Here is a 26488-nt window from a genome sequence, read left to right as displayed (position 1 = left end):
GTTAAACACAAGGTTTCTATGGATTTATATTAGAAAACTTTGTTTATATAAATTCTAAAATTATGGATTCCAAGGGGAAAATAAAATTTAGGAGGGTAAATATGAAAAGGAGAAAAGTATTAACTTTACTTTTAGCAGGTTTAATGACTACAACAGTTTTTGTTGGATGTGGTAAGAAAGGAGACGATAGCTCTAATGCTTCAGGAGAAATGGACAAGTCACCAATTACATTTACCATCTTTTCAGCAGATTTAGCTGAAGATATACCATTTACTGATGATGTTGCTAAGAAGATAACAGAATTAACAGGAGTAACTTTAAAATTTGAGCATCCAGTAGCAGGAGATACTCAAGCAGTTCCACTTATGATAGCAAGTGGAGAATATCCAGATATGATTTATGCAAAGGGAGATACTTCTAAGTTAATTGATGCAGGTGCAATTATTAAATTAGATGATTATATTGAAAAAAGTGGAGATAACTTAAAAGCTTTATATGGAGATCAATTAAATAGATTAAGATATAGTAATGAAGATCCATCAATTTATTCAGTAGGTACTTATGGAGTTACTCAAAAGGTATTTGATCCTTCAGGAACTATGCAACTTCAACACCAAGTTCTTAAGGAAATGGGATATCCAGAAATAAAAACTATATATGATTATGAAGAGGTTATTAAGGAATATTTAGAAAAGAATCCTACAACTGAAGATGGACAACAAAGAATAGGATTATCCTTAATGGCAAGTGACTGGAGATGGTTAATTACAGTAGGAAATATAGCATCTCTTGCAGCAGGTATTCCAGATGATGGACAATTTGCTGTAAACGATAAAACTGGAGAAGCAACTTATAAGTTTTTATTACCAGAAGTTAAAGAATACTTTAAGTGGTTAAATCACATGAATGATATAGGATTATTAGATCCAGAATCCTTCACTCAAAAGGAAGATACTTATAAAGCTAAGATAGCAGCAGGAAGAGTAATTGGATTATCAGATGCATATTGGGATTATCAATCTGCAGCAATTAGTTTAGTTGGAGAAGGAAAAGAAGAGCAAACTTATGCGAGATTACCAGTAGTTATTGATGATAGTACACAAAAAGACCAAACTTTAAAAGATTATGGATTTAGTGGTGGTTGGGGAATTACAATTTCATCAAGTTGTAAAGATCCAGAAAGAGCATTTGAGTTTTTAGATTGGTTAGCATCAGACGAAGCACAAGTCTTATTAAACTGGGGTGTTGAAGGAACTCACTACACAATTAATGATGAAGGAAAGAGAGAATTCTTACCTGAAATTCAAGAACAAAAAAATACAGATCCAGATTTTGCGAAGAAAACTGGAATTGGACAATATGTTTATCCATTCCCACAAAGAGGAGTTGGAGCTTTAGATGCAAATGGGGATAGTTATTCAACTACTACTATAGAAAGTATGACAGCAAACTACAATAGTGCAGAAAAAGAAACATTAGCAGCTTATGAAGCAGAAGCATGGCCAGATTTATTCCCAACAGCAGAAGAACTTGGGACTTCTAATCATGGACAAGTATGGCAATTAAATATTCCAAGTGATAGCGATATGGCTATAATTCAAAAGAAAGCTGATGATTATATTCAACAAGCAGCAACTCAAGCAATTCTAGGAAAACCAGAAGATTTTGATAAGGCTTGGGATGAAATAGTTGCAACATTAGAAAGCTATAAAATAGATGAATTAAATCAAGGAATTACAGATTTAATTAAAGACAGATTAGAATTATGGAATAACTAATTTAACTTTTCAAATAATAAAGCCCCAGGGAACCTAAAACGGGTAATCTGGGGTATTTAATTATATTTTTAATGGATAGGAAATTATAAGAACTTTACCTTTGTAATAACTATTTATAATTTCTTTCCTTCAGTTTAATTTTGTGATAGCTTGAGCTAGGGCGATGTCATAAAAATTCATAATTCCGAGGAATGAGGAATTATTACCTTGAATTTGTAGAAGTAAATATGTTGTGTTAGGGCGACTTGGAGCTTGCGACGGAGCAACTAACATAGCATATTTACTTCTTTTTTCATAATTTGATATAAATTTTTATATATCTTTGGTACTATATAATTGTAGATTATTAAAAGCTTTGAGGTACGAGGAGGAAGTTATGGAGAATAAAGGAGTAGTATTTTTTGATGTAGATGGAACATTAATAGATTGGACAAAGCAAATATATGAACCAACAAAAGCGACTAAGGATTCCATAGTAAAGCTAAGAGAAAATGGTTATTTAACAATATTAGCAACAGGAAGACCTAAAAATTGTATAGATGAAGGAATACTGGACTTAGGACTAAATGGATATATAGCTTCAAATGGAGCTTATGCAGAAATAGATAATAAGGTTTTATTTAATGAAACTTTAGATAATAAGGAACTAAAGGTATTACTTGATTTTCTAGAAGAAAATAATGTTGTTTACATGCTTGAAGGGCAAGAATATAACTATGTTTTAGATATTAATAATGAAAAAATAGCAAATCTTATAAGAGAAGTAAAGCTAAAAAAAGAAAATTTTAATGAAGATTGGGACAAGGAAACTGTTAAAGTTAGTAAGATAATTGCGGTAGCTTATGATGAAAAATCCTTTGATTTAGTTTGTGATAGATTTAAAAAAGAAGGATATGCATTTATTTCAAATATAAGCAATGGTGGACTTTTTGAAATTTATAAGGCAAAGTATACAAAGGGATATGGAGTAGATCATGTATTAAAGTTATTGGATATAAGCAAAGATAATGCCTATGCCTTTGGTGATGGTGAAAATGATATTGAAATGTTCCAGGCTGTAAAGTATGGAATTGCAATGGGTGGATATCATGAAAGATTAGAAGAATATGCATATGATTTTACAGAAGAAGTTGCCAATGAAGGAATAGAAAAGGGACTTATTAAATTAGGGCTTGTGTAGTGCTACGCACAATGAAAAATGAAGAATAAAGGATTAAATTCTTTCGGAATTTATAAATTTCATAATTCAGCTCGTCTGAATTATTTTAACAATTCTTCATTCTACATTTTTAATTATTAATTGCTGCCTTTGGTAGCCTAAAGGGGGAATAAAATGAGAGTTGCAATAATTGGTTTAGGAGCTATTGCTAAAAAAGCATATATACCAATTTTATCAGTTATAGAAGATGTAGAACTGTTGATTTCTACAAGAAATAAAGAGGTTTTACGAGAAGTTTCTAATAAATATAAAATAGATAGGGCTTATAATAAGTTAGAAAATTTGTTAAAAGAAGATATTGATGCAGCTATAATTTCAACTCATGCAGATGGACATTATGAAATAGCTAAAAAGTTATTAGAAAAAGGTGTTAACATTTATATAGATAAGCCTATAACTTATAACCTTGAAAAAAGTATGGAAATTGAAGCTCTTGCAAAAGAAAAAAATCTAATTGCTATGGTAGGCTTTAATAGAAGGTTCTGTCCAAAAGTTAGGGAACTTAAATCTAAGGGAAAAGCGGATATTATAGTAATGCAGAAAAATAGGGAGTATCCAGCAGGAGATATTAGAAGATTTGTTGTTGAAGATTTTATCCATGTTGTTGATACTTTAAGATTTTTAATGGATGAAGAAATTAAAGATATGGATATTAATTTTCTAAAAGAAGGAAATGATCTTTATAATGTAGTGGTTACATTTAAAGGTGACAAGACTACAGCTATAGGAATAATGAATAGAAGTGCAGGCATAACAGAAGAAAATATAGAATACATGGTAAAAGGCAATAAATATGTAGTTGAAGATTTAGTAGATAGTTTTGAAGTAAACAATAGAGGAAAAGTTAAGACTACTTATGGAGGATGGGAAAATACTTTATATAAAAGAGGATTTGAAGATATAATTAATTACTTTCTATCTTCAGTAAAGGAAGGAGAAGTTCCAAATCCATCAATTGAAGATTCAATAATAACACATAGAATTTGCGAAGATATAGTTAATTATATAGTTAATTATTAGTTAAAAGATATCTGGGAACTTTCATTCAGTTTTGAAGTGCAGCTATTAATTTTGCGATGACTTAGAGAGTAGCTAAGTAATAAGCAAAATTACATAGTTGCATTTTTTTATTCTTTAGGAAATTATACAAAATTTAATATTATAAATAACTATTTTTAAATTATTTATAACCAAAATTCTTACATAAAGAATATACAATAAAGTAGAAATATTCAAAAAACTTTGACAGACTGACAACTTAGTGGTATCATAAAAGTTGTTTACAGATAAAGGGAGGAATTTCATGATAGAGTTTAGAAATATTAAAAAAAGTTATAAAAATAATGTTATCTTAGATGATTTCAATTTGAAGATAGATAAAGGTAACTTAGTTGTTTTAATTGGTTCCAGTGGTTGTGGTAAAACTACATTACTAAAAATGATAAATAGATTAATTGAAGCAACTTCAGGTGATATATTAGTAAATGGTAAAAATATCAGAGATATAGATCCAATTAAATTAAGAAGAAGTATAGGTTATGTTATTCAACAAACTGGCTTATTTCCTCATATGACAGTAAAAGAAAATATAGAGATAATTCCAAAGCTTATTGGTAAAGCTCAGGAAGATATAGAAAAGAAAACAGAGGAATTATTAAATATGGTTGGATTAGATCCAGAAAAATATAGCGATAGATATCCAGTAGAATTAAGTGGGGGTCAGCAACAAAGAACCGGAGTTGCAAGAGCCTTTGCAGCAGATGCAGAAATAATTTTAATGGACGAACCCTTTAGTGCTTTAGACCCAATAACAAGAACAGAACTTCAAGAAGAGCTTTTTAATATTCAAAGGGAATATAAGAAAACAATAGTTTTCGTTACTCATGATATGGATGAAGCTCTTAATTTAGCAGATAAAATATGTATTTTAAAGGACGGAAAAATTCTTCAATATGATACTCCAGAAGATATATTAAAAAATCCTGCTGGCGAATATGTTGAAGAATTTGTTGGTAAGAATAAAATTTGGACAAAACCAGAAATGATAAAAGCAGTAGATGTTATGATTCCAAATCCAGTAACAGTGAACCCTAAGAGAAATCTTCTTCAAGCAAGTCAAATAATGAGAGAAAAGAAGGTTGATAGTTTACTTGTAATAAATAAGCAATATCAGCTTTTAGGATATATAACATTGGAAATAATAAGGAAAGCAGAAAATAAAAATGTCTTAGTAGAAGAAATGATGAATAAAGAACCTATTTGTGTTTGTGGAGATAAGAGTTTACCAGAGTTATTAGAAGTGTTTAATAATTTACAAAAAGGATATTTACCAGTTTGTGATGATACTGGAAGACTTTCAGGACTAGTTACAAGAAGTAGTTTAATTTCAGTTTTAAGTAGTCAATATATAGAGATAGGAGGTAATAATTAATGAATAACTTTATAGAACAATTAACGGCAAAGAAATCAGAAATTCTATCACTATTAATTGAACATATAGAACTTACTATAGTTGCAGTATTGATAGCAGTAGTTATTGGTGTACCTCTAGGTATTGTGATAACTAGAAATAAAAAATTAGCAGGTGGAGTAATTGGAGTAGCTAATTTAACACAAGCCATTCCAAGCTTAGCTATTTTAGGATTCTTAATTCCAATTATAGGGATAGGGTCAGCACCAGCTATAACGATGGTTGTCTTATATTCTATGTTGCCTATAATTAAAAATACTTATACAGGAATTACAAATATTAATCCAGATATGTTAGAAGCAGCAAAAGGTTTGGGAATGACAAGTGGACAAACATTAAGATTAATAAAGATTCCGCTAGCAATGCCAGTAATTATGGCAGGAATAAGAATGGCAGCAGTTACAGCAGTTGGACTTATGACTATTGCAGCCTTTGTAGGGGCAGGTGGACTTGGATACCTAGTGTTCTCGGGAATTCAGACTGTTGATAATAACTTAATTTTATTCGGAGCAATTCCAGCAGCAATTTTAGCATTATTAATTGACTTTATAACAGGAAAAATAGAAGATGCAACTATGCCAAATGGAATTAAAAAGTCTGATGGAACTATGAAGGTGAAGAGAAATAAAATGTCTAAGGCTAAAAAGAGAGTAGTTATAACTGCAACTTCATTAGCAGTAATTGTATGTTTGGGATTTGTTATAATTCCAAAAGCCTTATCTAAAAATGATAAAGCAATAGTAATAGCTTCCAAAAATTATACTGAACAATTGATTTTAGGAAATATATTATCAGAGTTTATTAAAGATAATACTGACATAGATGTAGTAGAAAAATTTAATTTAGGTGGTAGCCAAGTTACATTTAATGCTCTTAAGTCAGGAGCTGTAGATTTATATGTAGAATATTTAGGAACAGGATATGTAAGTATATTAAATATGACAGAGCCAAACTCTAATAGAGAGGAAGTATATGATATAGTTAAAGATAGATTTAAAAGTGACTATAACTTGGAAGTTTTAAATCCATTAGGTTTTAATAATACCTATGCTATGGCAGTAACACAAGAAACAGCAGAAAAATATAATTTAAAAACAGTATCAGACTTAGCAAAGGTAGCAAATGAATTAATAATTGGACCAACTATAGAATTCCCAAATAGAGAAGATGGGTTAATTGGATTAGAAAAAGAATACAATATGAAATTTAAAGACGTTAAAGCAATTGATGGTGGATTAAGATATACAGCTTTAGTAAATAATGAAACTCAAGTAATAGATGCATTTACAACAGATGGGCTTATAGATAAATTCAATCTAGTAATTTTAGAAGATGATAAGAACTTCTTTCCACCCTATGATGCAGTTACAGTTGTAAGGGAAGATACTTTAGAAAAATATCCAGAACTTAGAGAAGTTATTGGAAAGTTAGATGGAAAGTTAACAGAAGAAAAGATGAGAAAGTTAAACTATGAAGTAGATATAAATAAGAGAGATGTAAAAACAGTAGCTATAGAATTCTTAGAATCAGAAGGACTGATTAACAATTAAGAATGTAAAATGAAGAATGCATAATTATTAATTATAGTACCTTTCCTTCAATATACATTGAAATTATCGTAAATTATTGTTATAATGAATATCTGTTTTGAAAAATAATTTACTTTTAGATAGAATTTTTTTGGAGGGTTTACTATGCCAAAGAGAATTGCCATTTTGGGTGGTCCAAGATGTGGAAAAACTACATTAATACAACAACTTTATGTTGAGATGAAAATTAGAGATTTGAATGTTGGAGTAGCAACAGAGTATAGCACTGACTATTTAAGAGATAAGGGAATGATCGAAAATATAGCAGAGCAATATGGCATATATTTAGGACAACTTCACTTAGAAGACAGCTTAAATGAATTTGATTATGCAATAACTGATTATGCAACTTTTGTTCCATACATATATGGTAGATTTATGCTTGGAGATAAAAAGAGAACAACTAAAGAAATCGAAATATTAAAAGACTTATACATCTTAGCTTTAAGAGACTTACCAAAATACGATCATATATTCTTTGTACCAAGAGAGTTTGGGTATACTAAGGATGGAGTAAGATGGCAAGATGAAGAAGTGGCTAAAGCAGTGGACAACGCTATATTAAGTTTCTTAGAAGCAGAAAATGTTAGATATACTATAATAACAGGATCAACAAAAGAAAGATCAGAAAAGATTTTAGAAATGCTTAATCTTTCAGAGGAATTAGAAGAAAAAGACGTTAAATTAGATATGGCAACAAAGTAATGAAAAATTAAGAATGAAGAATTAAGGAAATAGCTCAGCCGATGGCTGAGCTATAAATATATCATAAATAAAATCTAATAAATTAGATGAATCATTTTCAGTATATATTGCTAAGTCGATATCACTTTTTGGTGAATTATCATTTCGAGCTCTAGAACCAAATAAGAGAATTTTACGAATATTTTTATACTTACTTGCTATTTCATAAATTTCTTTAACTATTTATTTATCTAAATTAAATTCAATATTAGTAAGCAAAAATCCACCTCCTATAATTATAGAAAAATAGTATATTTCTATAATATTATATACATAATTACATATTAATTAAACAAAATTCTTGTAAAAGTTTTCCGTTATATTATATATAAAATAATTTAAATATAATTATGTCGTAAAAGCTAAAATGAAAACGGTTGAAAATGCTAGTGTTATTGGTATAATTTTACTTGAAAGGTGAAATAGAATTTCAAATATTTAAGGGGATGAGAGAGAAATATGAAAAAGAAAAAGATATTATCAATCTTAAGCGCTTTAGCTGTAACAACTACATTAATATTGGGAAATATTAAATTTGTAAATGCAGATACTTTAAACTCAAAGGCTGAAGCTGAGAAAATAGTAAGTGAAATGACTCTAGATGAAAAAATAGGTCAAATGCTAATGCCTGATTTTAGACAATGGAAGCAAGAAGGGCAAAGTGCAGTTCAAGATTTTACTGAAATGAATAATGAAGTAGCAGAAATTATTGATGAGTTTGATTTAGGTGGAGTTATATTATTTGCGCAAAATGTTAAGACAACAGAACAAACAGCTAAGTTAACTTATGATATTCAACAGGTTGCAATAAATGATAAAGATGGTAATTTGCCGTTACTAACTACAATCGATCAAGAAGGTGGAATAGTTACAAGATTAGGAACGGGTACGAACTTTCCAGGAAATATGGCACTAGGTGCTACTAAAAATGAGCAAAGTGCTTATGATACAGGGGTAGTTATTGGTAAAGAGCTTAATTCTTTAGGGATTAATGTTAATTTTGCACCTTCAGTAGATGTAAACAATAATCCATTAAATCCAGTTATAGGATTAAGATCATTTTCAAGCAATGCAGATTTAGTAGCAAAACTTGGAGTTAAAATGATAGAAGGAATTCAATCTAATGGGGTAGCCTCAGCAGCTAAGCACTTCCCAGGACATGGAGATACAGCTACAGATTCACATTATGGATTACCTAAGGTTGACAAATCATTAGAAGAATTAAGAGATGTTGAATTAAAACCATTCCAAGCAGCAATTGATAATGGTGTAGATATGATAATGACAGCTCATATTCAGTTTCCGCAAATAGAAAAAGATACTTATACATCAATAAAAGATGGACAAGAAATACAAATTCCTGCAACACTATCTGATGACATATTAACAGGATTGTTAAGAAAAGATATGAATTTTGAAGGAGTTATTATAACAGATGCTCTTAATATGGCTGCTATTTCAGAAAATTTTGGAGAGGTTGAAGCAGTGAAAATGGCATTTGAAGCAGGAGTAGATATAGCATTAATGCCAACAATATTAAGAAGTAAAGATGATGTTCCAAAGCTTAGAGCAATAGTAGATGGCATTAAAGAAGCTGTTACAAATGGTGAAATATCTGAAGAGAGAATTAATGAATCTGCAGAAAGAGTAGTGAAGTTAAAAATAGATAGAGGAGTAATTGATGTTGAAAATGATACTAGAACAGCTGATGAAATAATAGAAAATGCTAAAAGTGTAGTTGGTTCACAAGAAAATAGAGATGTTGAAAGAAGAGTATCAGCAGAAGCAATTACAGTAGTAAAAAATGAAGAAAATATTCTACCATTAAATCCTAAAGAGGGGGAAAAGGTTCTTCTTATAGCTCCTTATGATAATGAATTACCAGGAATGAAATTTGGATTAAATAGATTAATTAAAGAAGGAAAGGTTAATTCAGTTGAATTAGATACTTATTGTTATAAATCAGAAGCAACAATGACAGATGAATTAAAAAGTAAAATTGATGAAGCAGATTATATTGTAGTTTTATCAGAAATGGGTAATTATACTCATCTAAGTAGTACTCATTGGATAACAGCAATTCCAAATGAAGTTACAGCTTATGCAAATGAATTAAATAAAGATTCAGTAGTTGTAAGTGTTGGCAAACCATATGATGTGGCAGCACACAAAAATGCAAAGGCAGAAGTAATAGCTTATGGATATAAGGGAATGGACCCAACAGAAGCAGATGGGGGCTTATCTCCAGTTCAAGCTTTTGGTCCTAATATTCCAGCTTCAATTGAAGTTATTTTTGGAGCAGCAGAAGCAAGAGGAACTTTACCGGTTAGTATTCCGGTTGTAGATGAAAATGGAGTGGCAAACCTAGAAGTAAATGCTTTTGAATATGGCTTTGGTATTACTAATTTAACATCATTAGGTACAACCAGTATCGATACAGTTGAAGAAGTTAAAAGTGGAGAAGAATTAGAAGTTAAAGTTACAATTGATGGAATAGAAAATCTAAAATCAGATAATTATATTGCAAAAATAAATTATAATAATAGTGATTTTAAATTTATATCAGTAAAATCTGAAGATGAAAATATTGAAGTTAAAAATGTAAATTCAGAAGGTAGCCAAATAAATGTAGAATTAGCTGATAAGGAAAGTACTACAAACACAACTTTAATAGTAACCTTAAAAGCAATATCAAATGAAGATAAAGAAGCACAAGTAATAAGGTCATTAGAAGTATTAGATAATAAAGAGAGAACATTTAATACGGAATTAGAAAATAAAACTGTAAAAATTAATAAAGTAGAAGAAACTAAACCAGGTGAAGAAAACAAACCAGAGGAAGAAGTTAAACCAGGTGGGGAAAATAAACCTGAAGATGAAAGTAAACCTGAAGCAAAGCCAGAAGATAATAAAGGAAAAGGAAATTTACCTAATACAGGAGCAGTAGTTGCACCAGTAGCAACAATTGCTATGGGTGTTGGATTAGTAGCTGTAGGATTGATTTTAAATAAAAAGAAGAACAAAAAATAAATTTATAAAAGACATTTTAAATGAGCTAACATTTCGTTAGCTCATTTTTATTTACTCCTTCATCCTTCTGAATGAAAGGGGTGTTTTTCCATGAACTTTTTTAAACATTTTAATAAAGTTTCCACTGTAGTTATACCCAACCATTTTAGATATTTCATCAATGCTTAAGTCAGTAGTAGAGAGTAGATTTTCAGCCATTGTTATTCTAATAGATGTTGTGTACTGGTTTATAGACATATGATATTTTGCTGAGAATCCAGCCTTTAATTTTTGCTCATTTAGAAATACCATTTTACTTAAGCTTTTTATAGTAGGTGGATTGCAAGCTTCTTTTGTTAATATATCATAAGCCTTTTGTATTGCGTTAGCATCAGAAGCTGTTAAAGTAACACGTCTATCTTTTCCTATTTTAATATCTCCATAGTTTAATTGGTTAGTAAAAGCATTCTCGGGTGATGAATGGACTTCATTTGAAATTAAGGCAATACATTCTAAAATTTTACTTTCTAAATATAGTGGTGTTAGGCTATCAACTTGAGATAGACTTCTTAGGTTTTGAATAATAGAAGCTATTTCAAGAGGTAGATAGCGATAAGTATAATTAACAATAAAATTATCAAAGCCTATAGTTTTAGGAAAACTAGGTTTAATTACTTCATCAAAATATTTTTTATAAATAGTTATTTCTGCTCCATGAAAGTGCTGTCCTTCTGTCCATGACTGCTTTCCTCTTAATCCTTTTTCAACAACAAAAAATGAGGAAGGACTAAAAGAAGAAACAGGATTATTTTCAATTTTAAACTTAGTTTCTCCAGTATAAACAGTTCCAAAACGCATTAACTCTTCTTTGTGATCAAAGGCAAGAGAAAAGTTAAGCGGAATAGTATAATCACCAATTCCAAAGTCATAATATCCCTCTCGGCTATATTTAATAAAATATCCAAGTTCAGGTCTATCTTCATTTTTATAAATAGTGCAGTTTTCCATTGGATATTCAGAAAAGGTTATTTTCTCTAAAACCATATTTTGAAATTCTTTAGTTGTTTTACAAACCATATTCTATACCTCGCTTTTCATTTGTTTGAATTCTCATTGGCATGTCAAATGATTTTACTAATTTTGCGATGACCTAAAGTAATAGACAAATATAAAAGATATCTATTTCTTTTTCAGTCATAAACTCCAATTCAACGAAATAAAAATTCTTAATTCCGAGGAACGAGGAACTATTACCTTTAGTTCTTTTTTCATTATTAATTATTAATTTTTAATTCACGGAGTGGTTATACTATTGTTATAATAACATATATTATAGCAAAAATTATCCTAATAGATGATAAAATTATTAAATTAGTTGCAAAGATTGTAATGAGAATGAATATCATATACAATCAAAAACAGGTAAAAGAGTAGTAAAAAAATTAGCTACATTGATGGAGGTATACAATGAAGAAAAATTTATTAAAGACATTAGTAGTTTCATGTATGACTGCTATAATGCTTGTAGGATGCGGAGTTAATGGTGGTACAAGTGAAGAGAAGTCATCAGAAGAGAAAGTAACAGTTACAGATGTAAAAGGAGATGTTGAAATACCGGCAGAACCTCAAAGAATAGTAGATTTAAGTGGTAATAGTGATATTTTATCAATTTTAGGATATAAAGTAGTAGGAACTGCAAATAGTGATGCTTATGATTATACTAAGTTCCCATCATATTTAGAAGATACATTAAGTGGAGCAGAAATATTAGGATATAGTATGCAAGATACTATGGATATAGAAGCAGTTATGAACCTAAACCCAGATTTAATAGTTATATCAACAGTTCAAGAAAAAATGTACGATCAATTAAGTGAAATAGCTCCAACAGTTATGATTCAATTAGAAGCTTTAGACTGGAAAGAAGATGTTAAAGCTTTTGCAAAGGTATTTAATAAAGAAGATGCAGCTAATAAGTGGTTAGAAGATTATGAAGCAAAGGCTAAAGAAGCTGGTGATAAGATTAAAGCAGAATATGGAAATGATACTACATATCTTTCATTCTTAGCAAGCGGTGGTCAATTCTTCGTGTTTGATGGTGCTGGATTTGGTAGCGTATTATATGAAGATATGGGACTTGCTAAACCATCAGGAATGCCAGAACAAAGCGATATAAGCCTTCCAGTTGTTACATATGAAGGATTAGCATCAATTAATACTGATTATATATTCTTAATTACAACAGATGAAGATTATGCTCAACTTCAAAGCAATGCAATTTGGAATAGCCTACCTGCTGTAAAAGAAGGAAAAGTAGTTAAGCTAACAGCATCACCATACTTTAACCAAGGATATAGCCCAATAGGAAGAGAAATATTAGTAGATGAAATAGGTGACATGTTAAATGAAACAAAGTAAGAAACATACAACAATATTTGTAATTTGTAGTTTGTTACTTTTAATAGGAGGACTGGTTCTAGCTGTAAGGCTAGGATCAGTTCATATTGGTTTTTCTGAAATTTGGGATAGCATTTTTAATTACAGCGAAACTTTAGAACTTATGTTAGTTAGAGATGTACGTATTCCAAGGGCACTTTCTGTATTACTAACAGGAGGTATATTAGGAGTAACAGGGGCAATGATTCAAGGAGTTACAAGAAATCCAATAGCAGAACCATCTATCTTAGGGGTTAGCCAAGGAGCAACTTTAGTTATAGCAATTTTTTATGCTACAGGCATTGCAATAAATACAAGAAATGTAATGATAGCATCTTTTATAGGAGCACTTATAACTGGAATTATCGTTTTAGGATTTATATCAAAAAAAGCAAATAATAATTCAATTGCAAAAATACTTTTAGCAGGAACAGCTATGAGTACATTTTTTATTTCATTAACTACAATAATAGGATTATTATCAAACCAATCTCAAATGATAGGCTTTTGGGTATCTGGAGGATTTAGAAATGCAACTTGGGCAGATTTTAGATTAGTATTTATTGTAGGAATTATAGGACTTATAATAGCAATATTATTATCACCAAAGATAAATATATTAAATCTTGGAGATGATGTTGCAATTGGACTTGGAGAAAATCCAGAAAAAATAAGATTTACAACCCTTATGATTATGATACCAATGTGCGCAGCAGCAGTAGCAGTTGGAAAAAATATAGCTTTTGTTGGACTTATTGTTCCACAAATAGTTAGAAAAATATTAGGAGAAGATTACAGAAGAAATATACCATGTTCATTTTTACTTGGTGCAGTTCTTTTAACTTATGCAGATATTGCAGCAAGGATGTTATTTGATCCTTATGAAACTCCAATTGGAGTATTTACAGCTCTTATTGGAATACCATTTTTCATATCAGTAGCTAGAAAGGAGAGGGGATAATGAAGAAAAAGAAATTTAAAATATCTTTAATAGTTTTATTAGTCTTATTAATTATCTCCTTTGCAGTTACATTATGCTGGGGTACATATAAAGTTTCAGTTTTAGATGTTATAAACACACTTCTTGGAAATGGAACTAAGCTTCAAAACACAGCAATATTAAGTATTAGATTACCAAGACTTTTAGTTGGAGCCTTTGTAGCAATTGCATTATCAACAGCAGGTGCAATTCTTCAAACTATAACTAAAAATGATTTAGCAGATACAGGAATAATAGGGATAAATGCTGGAGCAGCAGTAGCAGCAGTAATATTTATAACTTACCAAACAGGGTCTTATTATAGTGAACTTGGACAGCTTTCTATCTTTGTACTACCATTTATGGCGATAGTTGGAGCTGGAGTTTCTTCATTTATAATATATATACTATCTAGCAGAAAAGGCATAAAACCAAAAAGACTTTTATTAATAGGAATTGGATTAAATGCAGGACTTAATGCTTTTATTACCTTCTTTACTTTTAGAGGTGGGGTTGGTGATTATAACAGGGTTTTAGTTTGGACATCAGGAAGCCTTTGGGGATCAGGATGGAGCTATGCAAAAGTAATAGTACCAATAGTAGCATTTATGTTTATATTAGTTTTATTAAATCATAAAAAATTAGATGTTTTAAACCTTTCAGATGAGCTAGCAATATCATTAGGTTTAAATATAGAAAAGGAAAGAAAAAAGTTTTTAAGCTTTGCAGTAATATTAGCAGGAACAGCAACAGCCTTTGCAGGAAATATAGGATTCTTAGGACTTATATCTCCACATATTGCAAGAAAGTTAGTTGGTCCTTATCATAAACATTTTGTTGTAATATCAGCAATAATAAGTGTTATTATAGTTCTTCTTGCAGACGCAGTTTCAAGAAATTTATTTTCTCCAATTGAAATTCCAGTGGGAATAACAGTATCAATATTTGGAGTACCATATTTTATTTATTTAATGATGAAGGAGCAATAATTATGGAAGCTATTAGTGTAAAAAAATTAAGTGTTGCCTACGAAAGCAATACCATAATTGAAGATATGAACTTATCAATACCAAAGGGAAAAATAAGTATAATAATTGGAGCCAATGGGTGCGGAAAATCAACTTTACTTAAAACTATAGCTAGAATTAATAAGCCTAAAAGTGGAGATATTCTTATAAATAATAAAAATATAAAGAAAATAAAAGAAAAAGATATAGCAAGAGAAGTTGCTTTCCTTCCTCAGGGACCAGTTTGCCCAAGTGGACTTACAGTAAGAGAACTTGTTGCCTTTGGAAGATTTCCTCATCAAAAAATGATAGGTGGACTTAATAACCATGATAAAGATATTATTGATTGGGCAATAGAAGAAACAGGACTTTCTGATTTTGCAGATAGAGAAGTAGAAAATTTATCTGGAGGACAAAGACAAAGAGCTTGGATTGCTATGACCTTAGCTCAAGAAACAGATATTATAATGCTTGATGAGCCAACAACTTACTTAGATATGTCTTATCAGCTTGAAGTCTTAGAAGTTTTACAAAAACTAAATAGAGAAAAACAAATAACAGTAGTAATAGTTTTACATGAGCTTAATAATGCATGTAGATTTGCAGATAACATAATAGGGCTTAAAGAAGGAAAGATAGTATGCAAGGGGAGACCTATAGAGGTTATAAATAAAGAAAATCTAAAGGAAATTTATGGAATAGATGCTAAGCTTCAATTAAGTGAAGATGGCAGTTACCCAATTTGTATGGATTATGAGCTTTTAAGATAATATTTTAAAGGTAGGTAAAAATGAGAAATAAAAATTTTATAATAATAGTAATAGGGCAAATTATATCTTTATTTGGTAATGCTATTCAAAGATTTAGTATGTCACTATATTTATTGGAGTTTACAGGAAACACAGCAACCTTTGCAAATATACTAGCAATATCAACAATACCTTATATTATATTTGCACCAATAGCTGGTATGCTTTCAGATAATGTTAATAGAAAAAAGATAATGGTTTACTTAGATTTTTTCTGCGCATTAATAATAGGAGGATATTCCTTTGTTCTATATAGAAATATGGATAATACATATATAGTTGGACTTGTTATGTTTATATTATCAATATGTTATACATTATATGGCCCAGCAGTTACAGCTTCAATTCCACAGGTAGTTGAAGAAGATAAGTTAACAAGTGCAAATGGAATCATAAATCAAGTAGGGTCTATAGTTAATTTTGCAGGACCAATAATAGCAGGGATTTTATATGGAATATTTGGAATAAAAATTATAGTAGTAGTTAATGCAATAAGCTTTTTATTTTCAGCTATAATGGAAATGTTTTTAGATATACCAGATATAGAAGTAAAAAAATCACATAATAAGATATTTTCATTTGGGTTCGTTAAAGATTCTTTTATAGATATGAAAAATAGCTTTATCTATTTAAAGAAAGAAAAGAAAATTGTACTTGGAATTATAGCTTCATATGCTTTATGTAATGTTTTCTTAGTGCCAATACTATCAATAGTTGCCCCATATTTTATAAATATATTACTAGGACTACCATCAGAAATATATGGAATAGTAGAAGGAATATGTGTTTTAGGTATGATTTTAGGAGGACTTTGGATAACATTGAAACCAAAGATGTTTTCTATGAAAAAAGTTCACTATACATATTTTCCTATGATTGCAGGGGTTATATTAATGTCTACCCTAACTAGCATTAAAGTAAGCAATTATATATTAGCAGCTTTATTTGCTGTAGGTGGTATGGCAATTATGTTATCACTTTCATTATCAAATGTTCTAACATTAACTTTTATACAAAAGGAAGTTCCAGGAGATATGCTTGGAAGAATATCTGCTTTTTCAGTAGCAGTTGCAACAATAAGTGTTGCACCAGGACAGTTATTATTCGGACAAGTAATAGATATGGGAATACCAATAGCAATTATTTTATCTGTAACAGCAGTAATAAATCTTGGACTTATATTATTTGTTAAATGGAATGCAAGAGAAATAAATTAAAATAAATAGAAAATTAATGAAATAGCTCTAATTGGACATAATCCCATATGATTTATGTTAAATTGGAGCTATTTTTAATATTAAAAATAATGTAAACTGTAAGTTCTCAAAATAGATAGATAACTTAGCAAGATACTAATATATATTTATTGAAAACTAATATATAATTAAATTGAACCATATATGTAAAAAAATACATAAATATAATGTATTTTTATAGGTTCCACAAACAGAAGAAAAGGTATAAAGGGGAATAAACAAAAAATATGGAGGTGAAGTATCATAATTCCAAAGCTCATAGAAAGGAAAGTGATAGGTATGGTTAATATTCTTAAAAGAAGTAAGAAAAGACTTGGAGCTGCAGCAACAGCTTTAGCTGTATTTTGCACATGTATATTTCCGTCTTTAAGTGTTTTGGCAGCGCCAAAAACAATGGCACATATAAAGGCTGGAAGTGGTAATGGTAATGGACATTTTGGCAGTACAAACCCAGAGTTATTCGTATTATCAGATAAAAAAGATATTACAGATGAGTCAATTAGCTTTCAAATTAAAGTAGGAAGTGCTAAAAGTGATACAAGATTTCGTTTTGTAAACAAATATGTAGACGATACCCATTGGTCATATGTGGCATATGATGGAGCATCTGGATGGTTTATAGAATATAAGAATGGTGATAAAACAGGCTATCCAGGAATTACAGGTCTGCCAGAAATGAATCAAGATGATATTGTGAATATAAGTGCAGAGTACAATGAAAGTGGACTTAAAATAAAAGTAGATAATAAGACAAGTGGTGTGAGTGGAGAAGCAATAATTAATGCAGCTGATTTTATTAGCTTAAAAGCTCAACAAGGAAAAGTTGGATTTGGTGCTGCCACATATGGTACACAGTATACTGATATCTATTTTTCAGATGTAACAGTTGGAAGTGATAAGTACTCAGATTACAATGCTTGGACATTATATAAAGATAATCTTGCAGGTCAAGTATGGGAACCATCAGTAGTAGTTTCAGATAAAGAAGATCCAGAAGAACCATCTGAACAAGGTGAAAAGTGGTTTAAATTGACGGGTGGGGCTAATAATAGTAGTGGACATGCTTATGGAAATGCAACAGTAGCAGCACCAATTTTATTACTTGATAATGATAAGAGGATGGAAGCATCAGGGGAACTATCATTAAAATTAAAACCAAGTAGTAACTGGGGAGTTTTTTATACTTATGTAGACGATAACAACTGGTTATATGTAGGACATGATTCAAGTAGTAAGTGGTATTATCAATATAAGTTAGACGGTAAAGAAGCATACCCAACAATATCAGGTCTTCCAGAACCAGTAGAGGGTCAAGAATTGCAAATGTCTGTATCCTTAAATCGTGAGACATTATCTATAACTGTTAATGGAACTACAGTTAGAGTTACTAACCAATCTTTAATTTCCTTTTCAGATAAGACTTCTGGAAAAGGAAGATTTGGTGTAAAGACAAATGGGGCAACTTCGATTTCATTTGCAAATGTAAAATATGGTGAAACAAGCGCAATGAATGATAATTGGGTATTTGCTGCAGAGCGTCAAGGTCAAAAATTTGAAGAAGTATATACAAAACTTGTACCTGTATCAGGAAGTGTTTCAGATAAAGATGGAAATCCAATTTCTGAAGCAGTTATACGTATAGGAACAAAGTCAGTTAAAAGTGATGCAAATGGAAATTATCAGCTTGATGGCTTGGAAGTTGGAGAACATAATATGGCTGTTACAAAGGCTGGTTATAAGGCATATTCTAAAGTAGTAAATGTTGAAGAGAAAAACAATGTAGTAGATATTATATTGGAAGAAAAAGAAGAATTAGATTTAACAGAATATGATAGTATTGCATCAGATACAATGAAAGTATATATTGGAAAAACATTCCCAGTAGTTGCTAGATATCAATTACTTAAAGATGGAGTAGAAATTAAAGACCAATATATGCGTGGTAATGAAACTAAACTTAATACTGTAGCAATTAATGGTGTAACAATTGAACCAACAGTTACAGTTGAAGAAACAAAAGCAGATTATAGAATATATTCAATGCATGTTGAAAATACTGAAAATAACATAAATTTAGATATGAAAATAAAAGTAAGTGTAAAAGAAAATGATTTAACATGGGAGGTAACAGAGCTTAATAAGGCAGAAGGTTGTGCTAAGATAGCAACAATTGATGTTCCGGGGTTAAATCTTTTAACAGTAGATGCTGTAGAAGAAGGTGCTAATTTTGCAGGAGCAAAAGCATCTACAACTACAACATCAACTGGAGACGTATTTATTGATTTTGAAAATGGATTTGTTCCATCAAAAACAGATTCTTATTTATACGGATTCCTTACAAATAGCAATTTAAGCGCAGGTCTTTTCAGTAATTCAGAAGCTGAAGGAGATAAACGTGTTGTAATAAACAATGGTGCAGATACAATGAGTCTTACAAGTGCTCCATGGTACTATGAATTAGGAGATAAAAAAGGCCAAGCTGCAGCAGCAAACTACGAAGATTATCCAGTAAGTGATTTACCAATTACAAAAGTTGCTATTGCAGCAGATGAAAATGGAGATGGAGATATTGACTGGAATGATGGAGCACTAGCATTCCGTGATATTATGAATATTCCTTATGAATCAGAAGTAATTAAGGATATGGTAAATTACCGTATTGTTATGAACTTTGCAAGTATGGCATCTAATCCTTACTTAACAACAGCTGATAATATTAAAAAAGTATATCTTGCAACAGATGGACTTCCACAATCAGTTATGTTAAAAGGATATGGAAATGAAGGCCATGATTCTGCCAATTCAGAATATGCAGATATTGCAGAACGTGAAGGCGGAGTAGAAGATTTCCAAGATTTAATTAAAATTGCACATGACTATAACACAGAAATTGGTATTCACGTTAATGCACAAGAAGCATATCCAGAAGCAGCTTCATTTAATGAAGATATGTTACAAAAACCATTTTCAAATGGATGGGGATGGCTAGATCAGTCACAAGTAATTGATAAACTTTGGGATTTATCAACTCAAGCAAGATGGAAGAGATTTGTACAATTATATGATCGTATAAATGGAACAAGCTTCTACAATAGAGAATGGCCAGATGCAGTAGAAGATTCACTAGGTGAAGTAACTGCAAGTAAAGAAGAAATTAAGGCTGATGCTGAAAGCCGTGAAGATAATATGGATTTCATTTATCTTGATGTATGGTATCAAGATGCATGGGAAACAAGAAATATTGCAAAAGAAATTAATTCCCTTGGTTGGAGATTCTCAACAGAATTTAGTGCACAAGGAGAGTATGACTCCACATGGCAACACTGGTCAACAGATGCAGTTTATGGTGGTGCAACTTCAAAGGGTTATAACAGTGATATTATCCGTTTTATCAGAAATGATCAAAGAGATTCTCAAGTTTTAAATTATCCTGCATTTGGAGGAACAGCAGATAATCCATTACTTGGAGGTTACAGATTATATGGATTTGAAGGATGGGGTGGAGATAAAGACTTTAATAACTATATAGTGCAAACATTTAATCAAAACCTACCTACTAAATTCTTGCAACATTACTATGTAACAGATTGGGAAAACTATGAAGAAGGACAATCACCTGTAGGAAATCATGAAAAACAAATTACATTAAAAAATGATGCAGGAGATACAGTTGTTGTAACAAGAAATGAAGAACAAAGAAGTGACGATAATATTGAACGTACAATAACTTTAAATGGAAAAGTAGTATTAAATGATGTTACCTATTTATTACCATGGACAGATGAAGATGGAACAGAAAAATTATACCATTGGAATTTAGATGGTGGAAAAACAACATGGGAACTTCCAGAAGGATGGGAAGGCCTTGGAAATGTTGTAATGTATGAGTTATCTGACCAAGGACGTATAAATGAAGTAAGTATTCCTGTAAATAATGGCTCTATAACTTTAGAAGCTAAAGCAGCAACAGCATACGTATTATCAAAAGGTTCTGAAGTTAAAGAACTAAAAAATGATTTTGGAGAATATGATTATGTAGTAGACCCAGGCTTTAATGGGTATGCAGCAGGAGAAAAATTATCTCAAGATGAATGGTCAGGAGATATCAATGATGAATCAGTTGTAATAGAAAAGGCAAATACAGGAGATCAAAGACTAGCATTTAATAGTCCTTCTGAAGATGTATCTGTAAGTACAACTATTTCAGGATTAAAGAAAAATACAAATTATGTAGCAGAAGTATATGTAGAAAATAACAGTGATGAAAAGGCAACTATAGAAGTAAATACAGGAAGTAAAACAGTTTCTAATTATACTGGACGTTCTATTTTAAACAACTATGTACAATCTGACCAAAAGAATGGAAGTAAAATGCAACGTATGCAAATTTCATTTACAGCTGAGAATGAAACAGCAGAATTAACTCTATCTAGAGCAGCTGGAGAAGGATCTACTTATATGGATGACATCCGTATTGTAGAAAAGACATTAAATAACTTCCAAGAAGATGGAACATTTAAGCAGGATTTTGAAACAGTAGTACAAGGATTATATCCATTTGTATTAAGTTCTGCACAAGGAATTTCAGATCCTGTAACACATTTATCACAATTAAATGCTCCATATACACAAGCAGGATGGAATGGAAGAGTAATTGATGATGTAATTGAAGGAAATTGGTCATTAAAGCATCACGGAGCAAATACTGGAATAATTTATCAAACACTTCCACAAAATTTCCGTTTTGAAGCAGGAAAAGTATATAATGTAGAATTTGATTATCAATCAGGACCAGATAAAGCATATGCTATGGTTATTGGAGAAGGAACAAATTATACAGCTCCTACAGAAGATCAATATCTTGAAGCAGCTCATGGAGAAACTGAAACTAAGCATGTGAAGATGCAAGTAATTGGTAGTGGAAGTGGACAAACTTGGATTGGTCTTTATGAAAATGGAAGTAAAGCAGGAAGCGGTTCTATGGGACAAACAGATTTTACTTTAGACAATCTTGTAATCACAGAAGATAAAGATGCTGTTGCAGCTACAATATCAAGTACAAATCTTTATAAGGGAGAAACTGCTACAATATATGGAAGTGGTTTAGATAAAATCAAGTGGAATTCAAGTGATGAAGAAGTAGCAGTTGTAGATAAAGATGCAAATGTTGTAAAAGCATTAAAAGCAGGAAATGCAACTATTACAGCAACACTTCCAGATGGAAAAGAAGTTGTATTTGAAATGAAGATTGTAGACGATGTTGTAATAGATATTCCAAGAGAAGAATTTAGCAGCATAAGTTCAAGTGCAAATACAGAAGAGGCAACAGGAGAAGGAGCAGGAAGTGGAATAGCTTCTGCAGCTACAGATGGAGATTCATCTACTTATTGGCATTCACAGTGGAATGGCACAGGCTTTACTGTAAGTCAAGCTAATCCAGCAATCTTAACTGTAGATCTAGGAAAAGAAATGGAAATTGGAGGATTTAAATTCCAACAAAGACCAAGTGCAAACAATGGTATTGTACAACAATTCAAATATGAAATTTTAGATTCAGAAGGAAATATTTTAGAAACATCAGATTCTATTACTGTTTCAGATTCAGAGATGCAAGGAGGAGCATGGATAACTGCTAAGTTTGACCAAGTGCTTACTGCAAAAACAATTAAAATTTATGTAGAAAAAGGTAGAGGAAATTTTGCAGCAATAGCAGAAGTTGCACCAATTATGCTACACAAGGTTGCAGATACTGTAAGCTTAGAAGATGTAACAATGAATATAGGTGAAAAGGTGACATTAACTCCAAAGCATCCAGAAAATACTGTTCTAAAAGGTATAGTATGGAGTTCTTCTGATGAAAATGTAGTAAAAGTAAATCAAAATGGTGTTCTAACAGCAGTAAACTTAGGAACTGCTAAGATTAAAATAACAAATGCAGCAGGTCTAACAGCAGAAGCTACAGTAACTGTTGAAAACAACAATTTAGATTATACAGAATTAGAAAAGGCTATTACAAACTCAGAAAAGGTTGATTTAACTAAGTATGAGGATGGATCAGAAAAAGACGCATTTGTAAAAGCATTAGAAGATGCAAAAGCATTAATAGATAATGCAGCTTCACAAGATGAAATAAATAATGCAGTTAAAACTCTTACAGAGGCACAAGCAGCATTAAAATTATTAGACATAGAAGAAGTTGACAAAAGCGAATTAGGAATTGTAATTGCAGAATACGAAAAGCTTGACTTAGATAAATATAAAGATGGAGCAGAAAAAGATGCATTTATAAGTGCATTGAAAGCAGCAAAAGATGCATATAATAATGGAGCAACACAATCAGAAATAGATAATGCTCTATTAGCATTAAAAACAGCTAAAGGTAATCTAGTAGAAGTAGAAACAGAAAAACCAGAAGCTTCTAAGGTGGATAAATCTAAGTTAGAAAAATTCTATAAAGAAAGCTTAGCATATTATAAAGAAGCAAATCATTCAAAAGAAAACTGGGGAAAATATCAAGAAGCATTAAAAACAGCAGATAAAGTTATTAACGATAAAAATGCAACACAACAAGAAGTAGATAAAGCTTTAAAAGATCTTGTTAATGTTACAAAATTATTGAATAAAGAGCTTGGAAATCCTTCAGATGCTCCAAAGTTACCTGCAACAGGTTCAAGAGTATCTAGCACAATAATATTAGTTTTAGCAATAGGAGTAGTTGCTGTTGGTGGGACTATGTTATTTAAAAAAAGAAAACATGCTTAATATAAATTAGTGAAAATAGGGTATGAATGGCATTCAAAAAGAAAGCCATATCATATCCTTTTTCATTATGTTTTTTATTTTATAATATTATATAAATTGGTATAGAAATATGTATATATAAGTAAGAAAATTGAGAATAAATTGTGGAAATAAAGATATTATATGGTTGAATAAGGTAAAAGTGTATAATATAATTATTTATGCAAAATATTATAGTTGGAGGGAAGTTATGAGAAAAATTAAATTATACTTAGCGAGATTATTAACTTTTATGATGCTAATTAGTTTAGTATCTGGTGACTTTTTTGTGAAAGAAGTAAAAGCAGCAGAAGGAGAATATGAATTTTATACTATAGAAAATAAACAACTGCTTAATTCTTTAGCATATGAAAATAAGATGATCTTAGCGTATAAAAGTATAGATAGTGAAAATAATCAAAAAATAACTGTTTCTTTAGTTGAAAATGGTAAAGAGACTATTTTATATGAGGTAGAAGATAGTTATCAAGTTGATTTAATAGAGTCAAGGTCTGACAATACTGTAGCTGTAGCTTTATTAAATTATGGTGATGATTCATCAAAAAATGAGTATAAAAAAATAAATTTAAATGAAAAGAAGATATATGACATAACAGAGGAAGAATACAATTCTTTATTGGAATATGGAGAAGAAGATTCAAAAGTATGGTCTGATGATGAAAAAGAAGAAGTTCTTCAAAAAATTAATAATAAAACAGGACTTAATTTAACAATTAAAGATAAGAAGTTAGAGGGTGTTGATGAATATTATTCTGAATATGTAAATGGAAATGAAAGAATTTATATAGATTTAAGTTATAGAAATAATGAAAAGTCTGTTATTGAATTTTATGTTAACTATACTAATGAAAATATATCAGAACATTATTCTGGATTAATATTTGGAGATTATGTATTTATAAGAACTAATGAAATAACTTTACAGCCTATATACACGGTAGATAATGGGGACTTATATATATTTACCGAAACTGATGATGAATTTAGTATGAATTTTGAAATTATAAAGGTTACTAAAGATGGTGTTGAAACACATAGGAGTATAGATGAAGGAATAGGTATCGCTGGTGCTTATATGGAAGTTAATGGAGAATACTTATATATAAGTCAGTATGTTAAAGATGGATATATACCTACATTAAATATTTATCAACCAAATGGAGATAGATATGAGCTGGTTAACAGCATTAACAATATAGGTACAGTATCAAGCTTAGATGGAAATAGTAAAATACTTTTAAGTTTAAATGATGAAAAATTAGAACTTGTAAAATTAACTGGTGCTAACACAGAAGTATTATACGATTTAAGTGATGTACTTGTTGGTGAATATGTAGAAAATTACACATATTTAAGTGGTATTGAAAATAACTATATATTTGATACATATAATGGAGAAGCACCATGTATAGTAGTAATGCAAAAAAATACTCCAAATCAACCTTTTGTACCAGAAGTTCCAGAAACTCCTGAGACTCCAGATAATAATGATAATGTAGTAATTAAACCTTCAGATGATAAGGTTGTTGCAGAAGTATCAAAGATTAATCCTAACGAAAAGAATGAAATTAATGTTAATACTGATTCTTTAGTTAAGAAGGTAGATATAACAATAAAAGATGTTGAATCATTAAAAAATGGAACAGGATCTTTAAATATTACTATAAATAATGGAGTTCAATTAAACTTACCATTATCAGTAATAGATAAGAGTCTTTTAGAAGGTGCTAAGGATGTTACAATTAGATTAGATGTAATAGAAAATTCTGAAATATTAAAAGATATAAAAGGCGTTAATAAGGTATTTGACTTTAATTTAATAGTTAGCAAAGAAGATGGCAGTACTTTTATTCATAACTTTAAGGATGGACAAGCTGAAATAATAATTAGCTTAGCTGATAAAGATCTTGAAGGACTGAATAAAGATAATATTGTAGTTTATTATTACAATGATGCTGAAAAGAATTTTGAAGCAATGGAAACTAAAGTTGATGGAAATAAAGTTACATTTATAACTTCACATTTCTCAAAATATGTTATAGCTGAAAAGTTAGATGATAGCAATGTAATTGATAAGAATGAAAACAAAACTGAGCCAGAAGATAAGAATAATACTGAAACTGGAAAAGAAACTTTACCTAATACAGGTGCAGTAGTATCAAGTTCAGTAATATTTGCATTAGGAGTAGCTGCAGTAGTTGGTGGGAGTATGTTATTTAGAAAAAAAAGACATGCTTAATATAAATTAAGAGTATTTTAAATCCATGCATTAAGTTAAAATTAGTGCATGGATTTATTTATATAGTCCCAAAAAATACATTTTAAATTTACTAACTTTAGGGTATAATGAATAATTAGAGAATTAAAGATTTAACTAAAGTAACGTCAATT

16 protein-coding genes are annotated in these 26488 nt (G+C 30.2%); 14 read left to right on the top strand and 2 right to left on the bottom strand.

Features of this window, described 5'->3' with window-relative positions; genetic code table 11:
- Positions 1-101 precede the first annotated feature (101 nt).
- From ACQPUY_RS15355 to ACQPUY_RS15330, 6 genes are all read left to right on the top strand, one after another.
- Positions 102-1778 (top strand): ABC transporter substrate-binding protein, encoded by a 1677-nt coding sequence (locus ACQPUY_RS15355; protein WP_430842519.1) that lies wholly within the window; start codon positions 102-104, stop codon positions 1776-1778.
- A 376-nt stretch (positions 1779-2154) separates the two neighbouring features.
- Entirely contained in the window at positions 2155-2958 is an 804-nt protein-coding gene (locus ACQPUY_RS15350; protein WP_430842517.1) for an HAD family hydrolase, read from the top strand.
- Positions 2959-3111: 153 nt separating this feature from the next.
- Positions 3112-4017, top strand: a complete 906-nt coding sequence (locus ACQPUY_RS15345) for a Gfo/Idh/MocA family protein (RefSeq protein WP_430842515.1) — start codon at positions 3112-3114, stop codon at positions 4015-4017.
- A gap of 283 nt (positions 4018-4300) precedes the next feature.
- Positions 4301-5428 (top strand): ABC transporter ATP-binding protein, encoded by a 1128-nt coding sequence (locus ACQPUY_RS15340; RefSeq protein ID WP_430842513.1) that lies wholly within the window; start codon positions 4301-4303, stop codon positions 5426-5428.
- Positions 5428-7017 (top strand): glycine betaine ABC transporter substrate-binding protein, encoded by a 1590-nt coding sequence (locus ACQPUY_RS15335; protein ID WP_430842511.1) that lies wholly within the window; start codon positions 5428-5430, stop codon positions 7015-7017. Before ACQPUY_RS15340 ends, ACQPUY_RS15335 begins: the two co-directional genes overlap by 1 nt.
- A 144-nt stretch (positions 7018-7161) precedes the next feature.
- On the top strand, positions 7162-7761 hold the full coding sequence (locus ACQPUY_RS15330) for an AAA family ATPase (RefSeq protein WP_430842509.1): 600 nt from the start codon (positions 7162-7164) through the stop codon (positions 7759-7761).
- Between the two features lie 21 nt (positions 7762-7782).
- Here the strand turns inward: ACQPUY_RS15330 and ACQPUY_RS15325 are convergent, their stop codons facing one another.
- Positions 7783-7971: a nucleotidyltransferase family protein gene (locus tag ACQPUY_RS15325; RefSeq protein WP_430842545.1), complete on the bottom strand. Its 189-nt coding sequence runs from the start codon at positions 7969-7971 to the stop codon at positions 7783-7785.
- A 288-nt stretch (positions 7972-8259) separates the two neighbouring features.
- On the opposite strand from ACQPUY_RS15325, the gene ACQPUY_RS15320 reads away from it, so the two are divergent.
- Positions 8260-10830, top strand: a complete 2571-nt coding sequence (locus ACQPUY_RS15320; protein WP_430842507.1) for a glycoside hydrolase family 3 N-terminal domain-containing protein — start codon at positions 8260-8262, stop codon at positions 10828-10830.
- A 51-nt stretch (positions 10831-10881) separates the two neighbouring features.
- Here ACQPUY_RS15320 and ACQPUY_RS15315 read toward each other — a convergent pair whose 3' ends face one another.
- A complete protein-coding gene (locus ACQPUY_RS15315; RefSeq protein WP_430842505.1) occupies positions 10882-11886 on the bottom strand; it encodes a helix-turn-helix domain-containing protein in 1005 nt (334 codons plus the stop codon).
- A 390-nt stretch (positions 11887-12276) separates the two neighbouring features.
- Between ACQPUY_RS15315 and ACQPUY_RS15310 the strand changes: the two genes are divergently transcribed.
- From ACQPUY_RS15310 to ACQPUY_RS15280, 7 genes are all read left to right on the top strand, one after another.
- Complete coding sequence (locus ACQPUY_RS15310; protein ID WP_430842503.1) at positions 12277-13227, top strand: iron-hydroxamate ABC transporter substrate-binding protein; 951 nt, start codon at positions 12277-12279, stop codon at positions 13225-13227.
- Positions 13214-14206, top strand: coding sequence for a FecCD family ABC transporter permease (locus ACQPUY_RS15305; RefSeq protein ID WP_430842501.1), 993 nt, complete (start codon positions 13214-13216; stop codon positions 14204-14206). Before ACQPUY_RS15310 ends, ACQPUY_RS15305 begins: the two co-directional genes overlap by 14 nt.
- A complete protein-coding gene (locus ACQPUY_RS15300) occupies positions 14206-15213 on the top strand; it encodes a FecCD family ABC transporter permease (protein WP_430842499.1) in 1008 nt (335 codons plus the stop codon). Before ACQPUY_RS15305 ends, ACQPUY_RS15300 begins: the two co-directional genes overlap by 1 nt.
- A gap of 2 nt (positions 15214-15215) precedes the next feature.
- A complete protein-coding gene (locus ACQPUY_RS15295) occupies positions 15216-16001 on the top strand; it encodes an ABC transporter ATP-binding protein (protein WP_430842497.1) in 786 nt (261 codons plus the stop codon).
- Between the two features lie 20 nt (positions 16002-16021).
- Complete coding sequence (locus tag ACQPUY_RS15290; RefSeq protein WP_430842495.1) at positions 16022-17257, top strand: MFS transporter; 1236 nt, start codon at positions 16022-16024, stop codon at positions 17255-17257.
- Between the two features lie 318 nt (positions 17258-17575).
- Positions 17576-24058, top strand: a complete 6483-nt coding sequence (locus tag ACQPUY_RS15285; protein WP_430842493.1) for an endo-alpha-N-acetylgalactosaminidase family protein — start codon at positions 17576-17578, stop codon at positions 24056-24058.
- Positions 24059-24287: 229 nt separating this feature from the next.
- Positions 24288-26336, top strand: a complete 2049-nt coding sequence (locus tag ACQPUY_RS15280) for an LPXTG cell wall anchor domain-containing protein (protein WP_430842491.1) — start codon at positions 24288-24290, stop codon at positions 26334-26336.
- The last annotated feature ends 152 nt before the right edge of the window (positions 26337-26488 follow it).

It is taken from the genome of Clostridium nigeriense, from assembly GCF_050585245.1.
In the GTDB taxonomy this organism is placed as follows: Bacteria; Bacillota; Clostridia; order Clostridiales; family Clostridiaceae; genus Clostridium; species Clostridium nigeriense_A.
This window is presented reverse-complemented; position numbering and strand designations above follow the sequence as displayed.

Bases quoted from the DNA above. Each gene is read 5' to 3' on its own strand.
- ACQPUY_RS15355 (WP_430842519.1), top strand. From the start codon at position 102: ATGAAAAGGAGAAAAGTATTAACTTTACTTTTAGCAGGTTTAATGACT.
- ACQPUY_RS15350 (WP_430842517.1), top strand. From the start codon at position 2,155: ATGGAGAATAAAGGAGTAGTATTTTTTGATGTAGATGGAACATTAATA.
- ACQPUY_RS15345 (WP_430842515.1), top strand. From the start codon at position 3,112: ATGAGAGTTGCAATAATTGGTTTAGGAGCTATTGCTAAAAAAGCATAT.
- ACQPUY_RS15340 (WP_430842513.1), top strand. From the start codon at position 4,301: ATGATAGAGTTTAGAAATATTAAAAAAAGTTATAAAAATAATGTTATC.
- ACQPUY_RS15335 (WP_430842511.1), top strand. From the start codon at position 5,428: ATGAATAACTTTATAGAACAATTAACGGCAAAGAAATCAGAAATTCTA.
- ACQPUY_RS15330 (WP_430842509.1), top strand. From the start codon at position 7,162: ATGCCAAAGAGAATTGCCATTTTGGGTGGTCCAAGATGTGGAAAAACT.
- ACQPUY_RS15320 (WP_430842507.1), top strand. From the start codon at position 8,260: ATGAAAAAGAAAAAGATATTATCAATCTTAAGCGCTTTAGCTGTAACA.
- ACQPUY_RS15315 (WP_430842505.1), bottom strand. From the start codon at position 11,886: ATGGTTTGTAAAACAACTAAAGAATTTCAAAATATGGTTTTAGAGAAA.
- ACQPUY_RS15310 (WP_430842503.1), top strand. From the start codon at position 12,277: ATGAAGAAAAATTTATTAAAGACATTAGTAGTTTCATGTATGACTGCT.
- ACQPUY_RS15305 (WP_430842501.1), top strand. From the start codon at position 13,214: ATGAAACAAAGTAAGAAACATACAACAATATTTGTAATTTGTAGTTTG.
- ACQPUY_RS15300 (WP_430842499.1), top strand. From the start codon at position 14,206: ATGAAGAAAAAGAAATTTAAAATATCTTTAATAGTTTTATTAGTCTTA.
- ACQPUY_RS15295 (WP_430842497.1), top strand. From the start codon at position 15,216: ATGGAAGCTATTAGTGTAAAAAAATTAAGTGTTGCCTACGAAAGCAAT.
- ACQPUY_RS15290 (WP_430842495.1), top strand. From the start codon at position 16,022: ATGAGAAATAAAAATTTTATAATAATAGTAATAGGGCAAATTATATCT.
- ACQPUY_RS15285 (WP_430842493.1), top strand. From the start codon at position 17,576: ATGGTTAATATTCTTAAAAGAAGTAAGAAAAGACTTGGAGCTGCAGCA.
- ACQPUY_RS15280 (WP_430842491.1), top strand. From the start codon at position 24,288: ATGAGAAAAATTAAATTATACTTAGCGAGATTATTAACTTTTATGATG.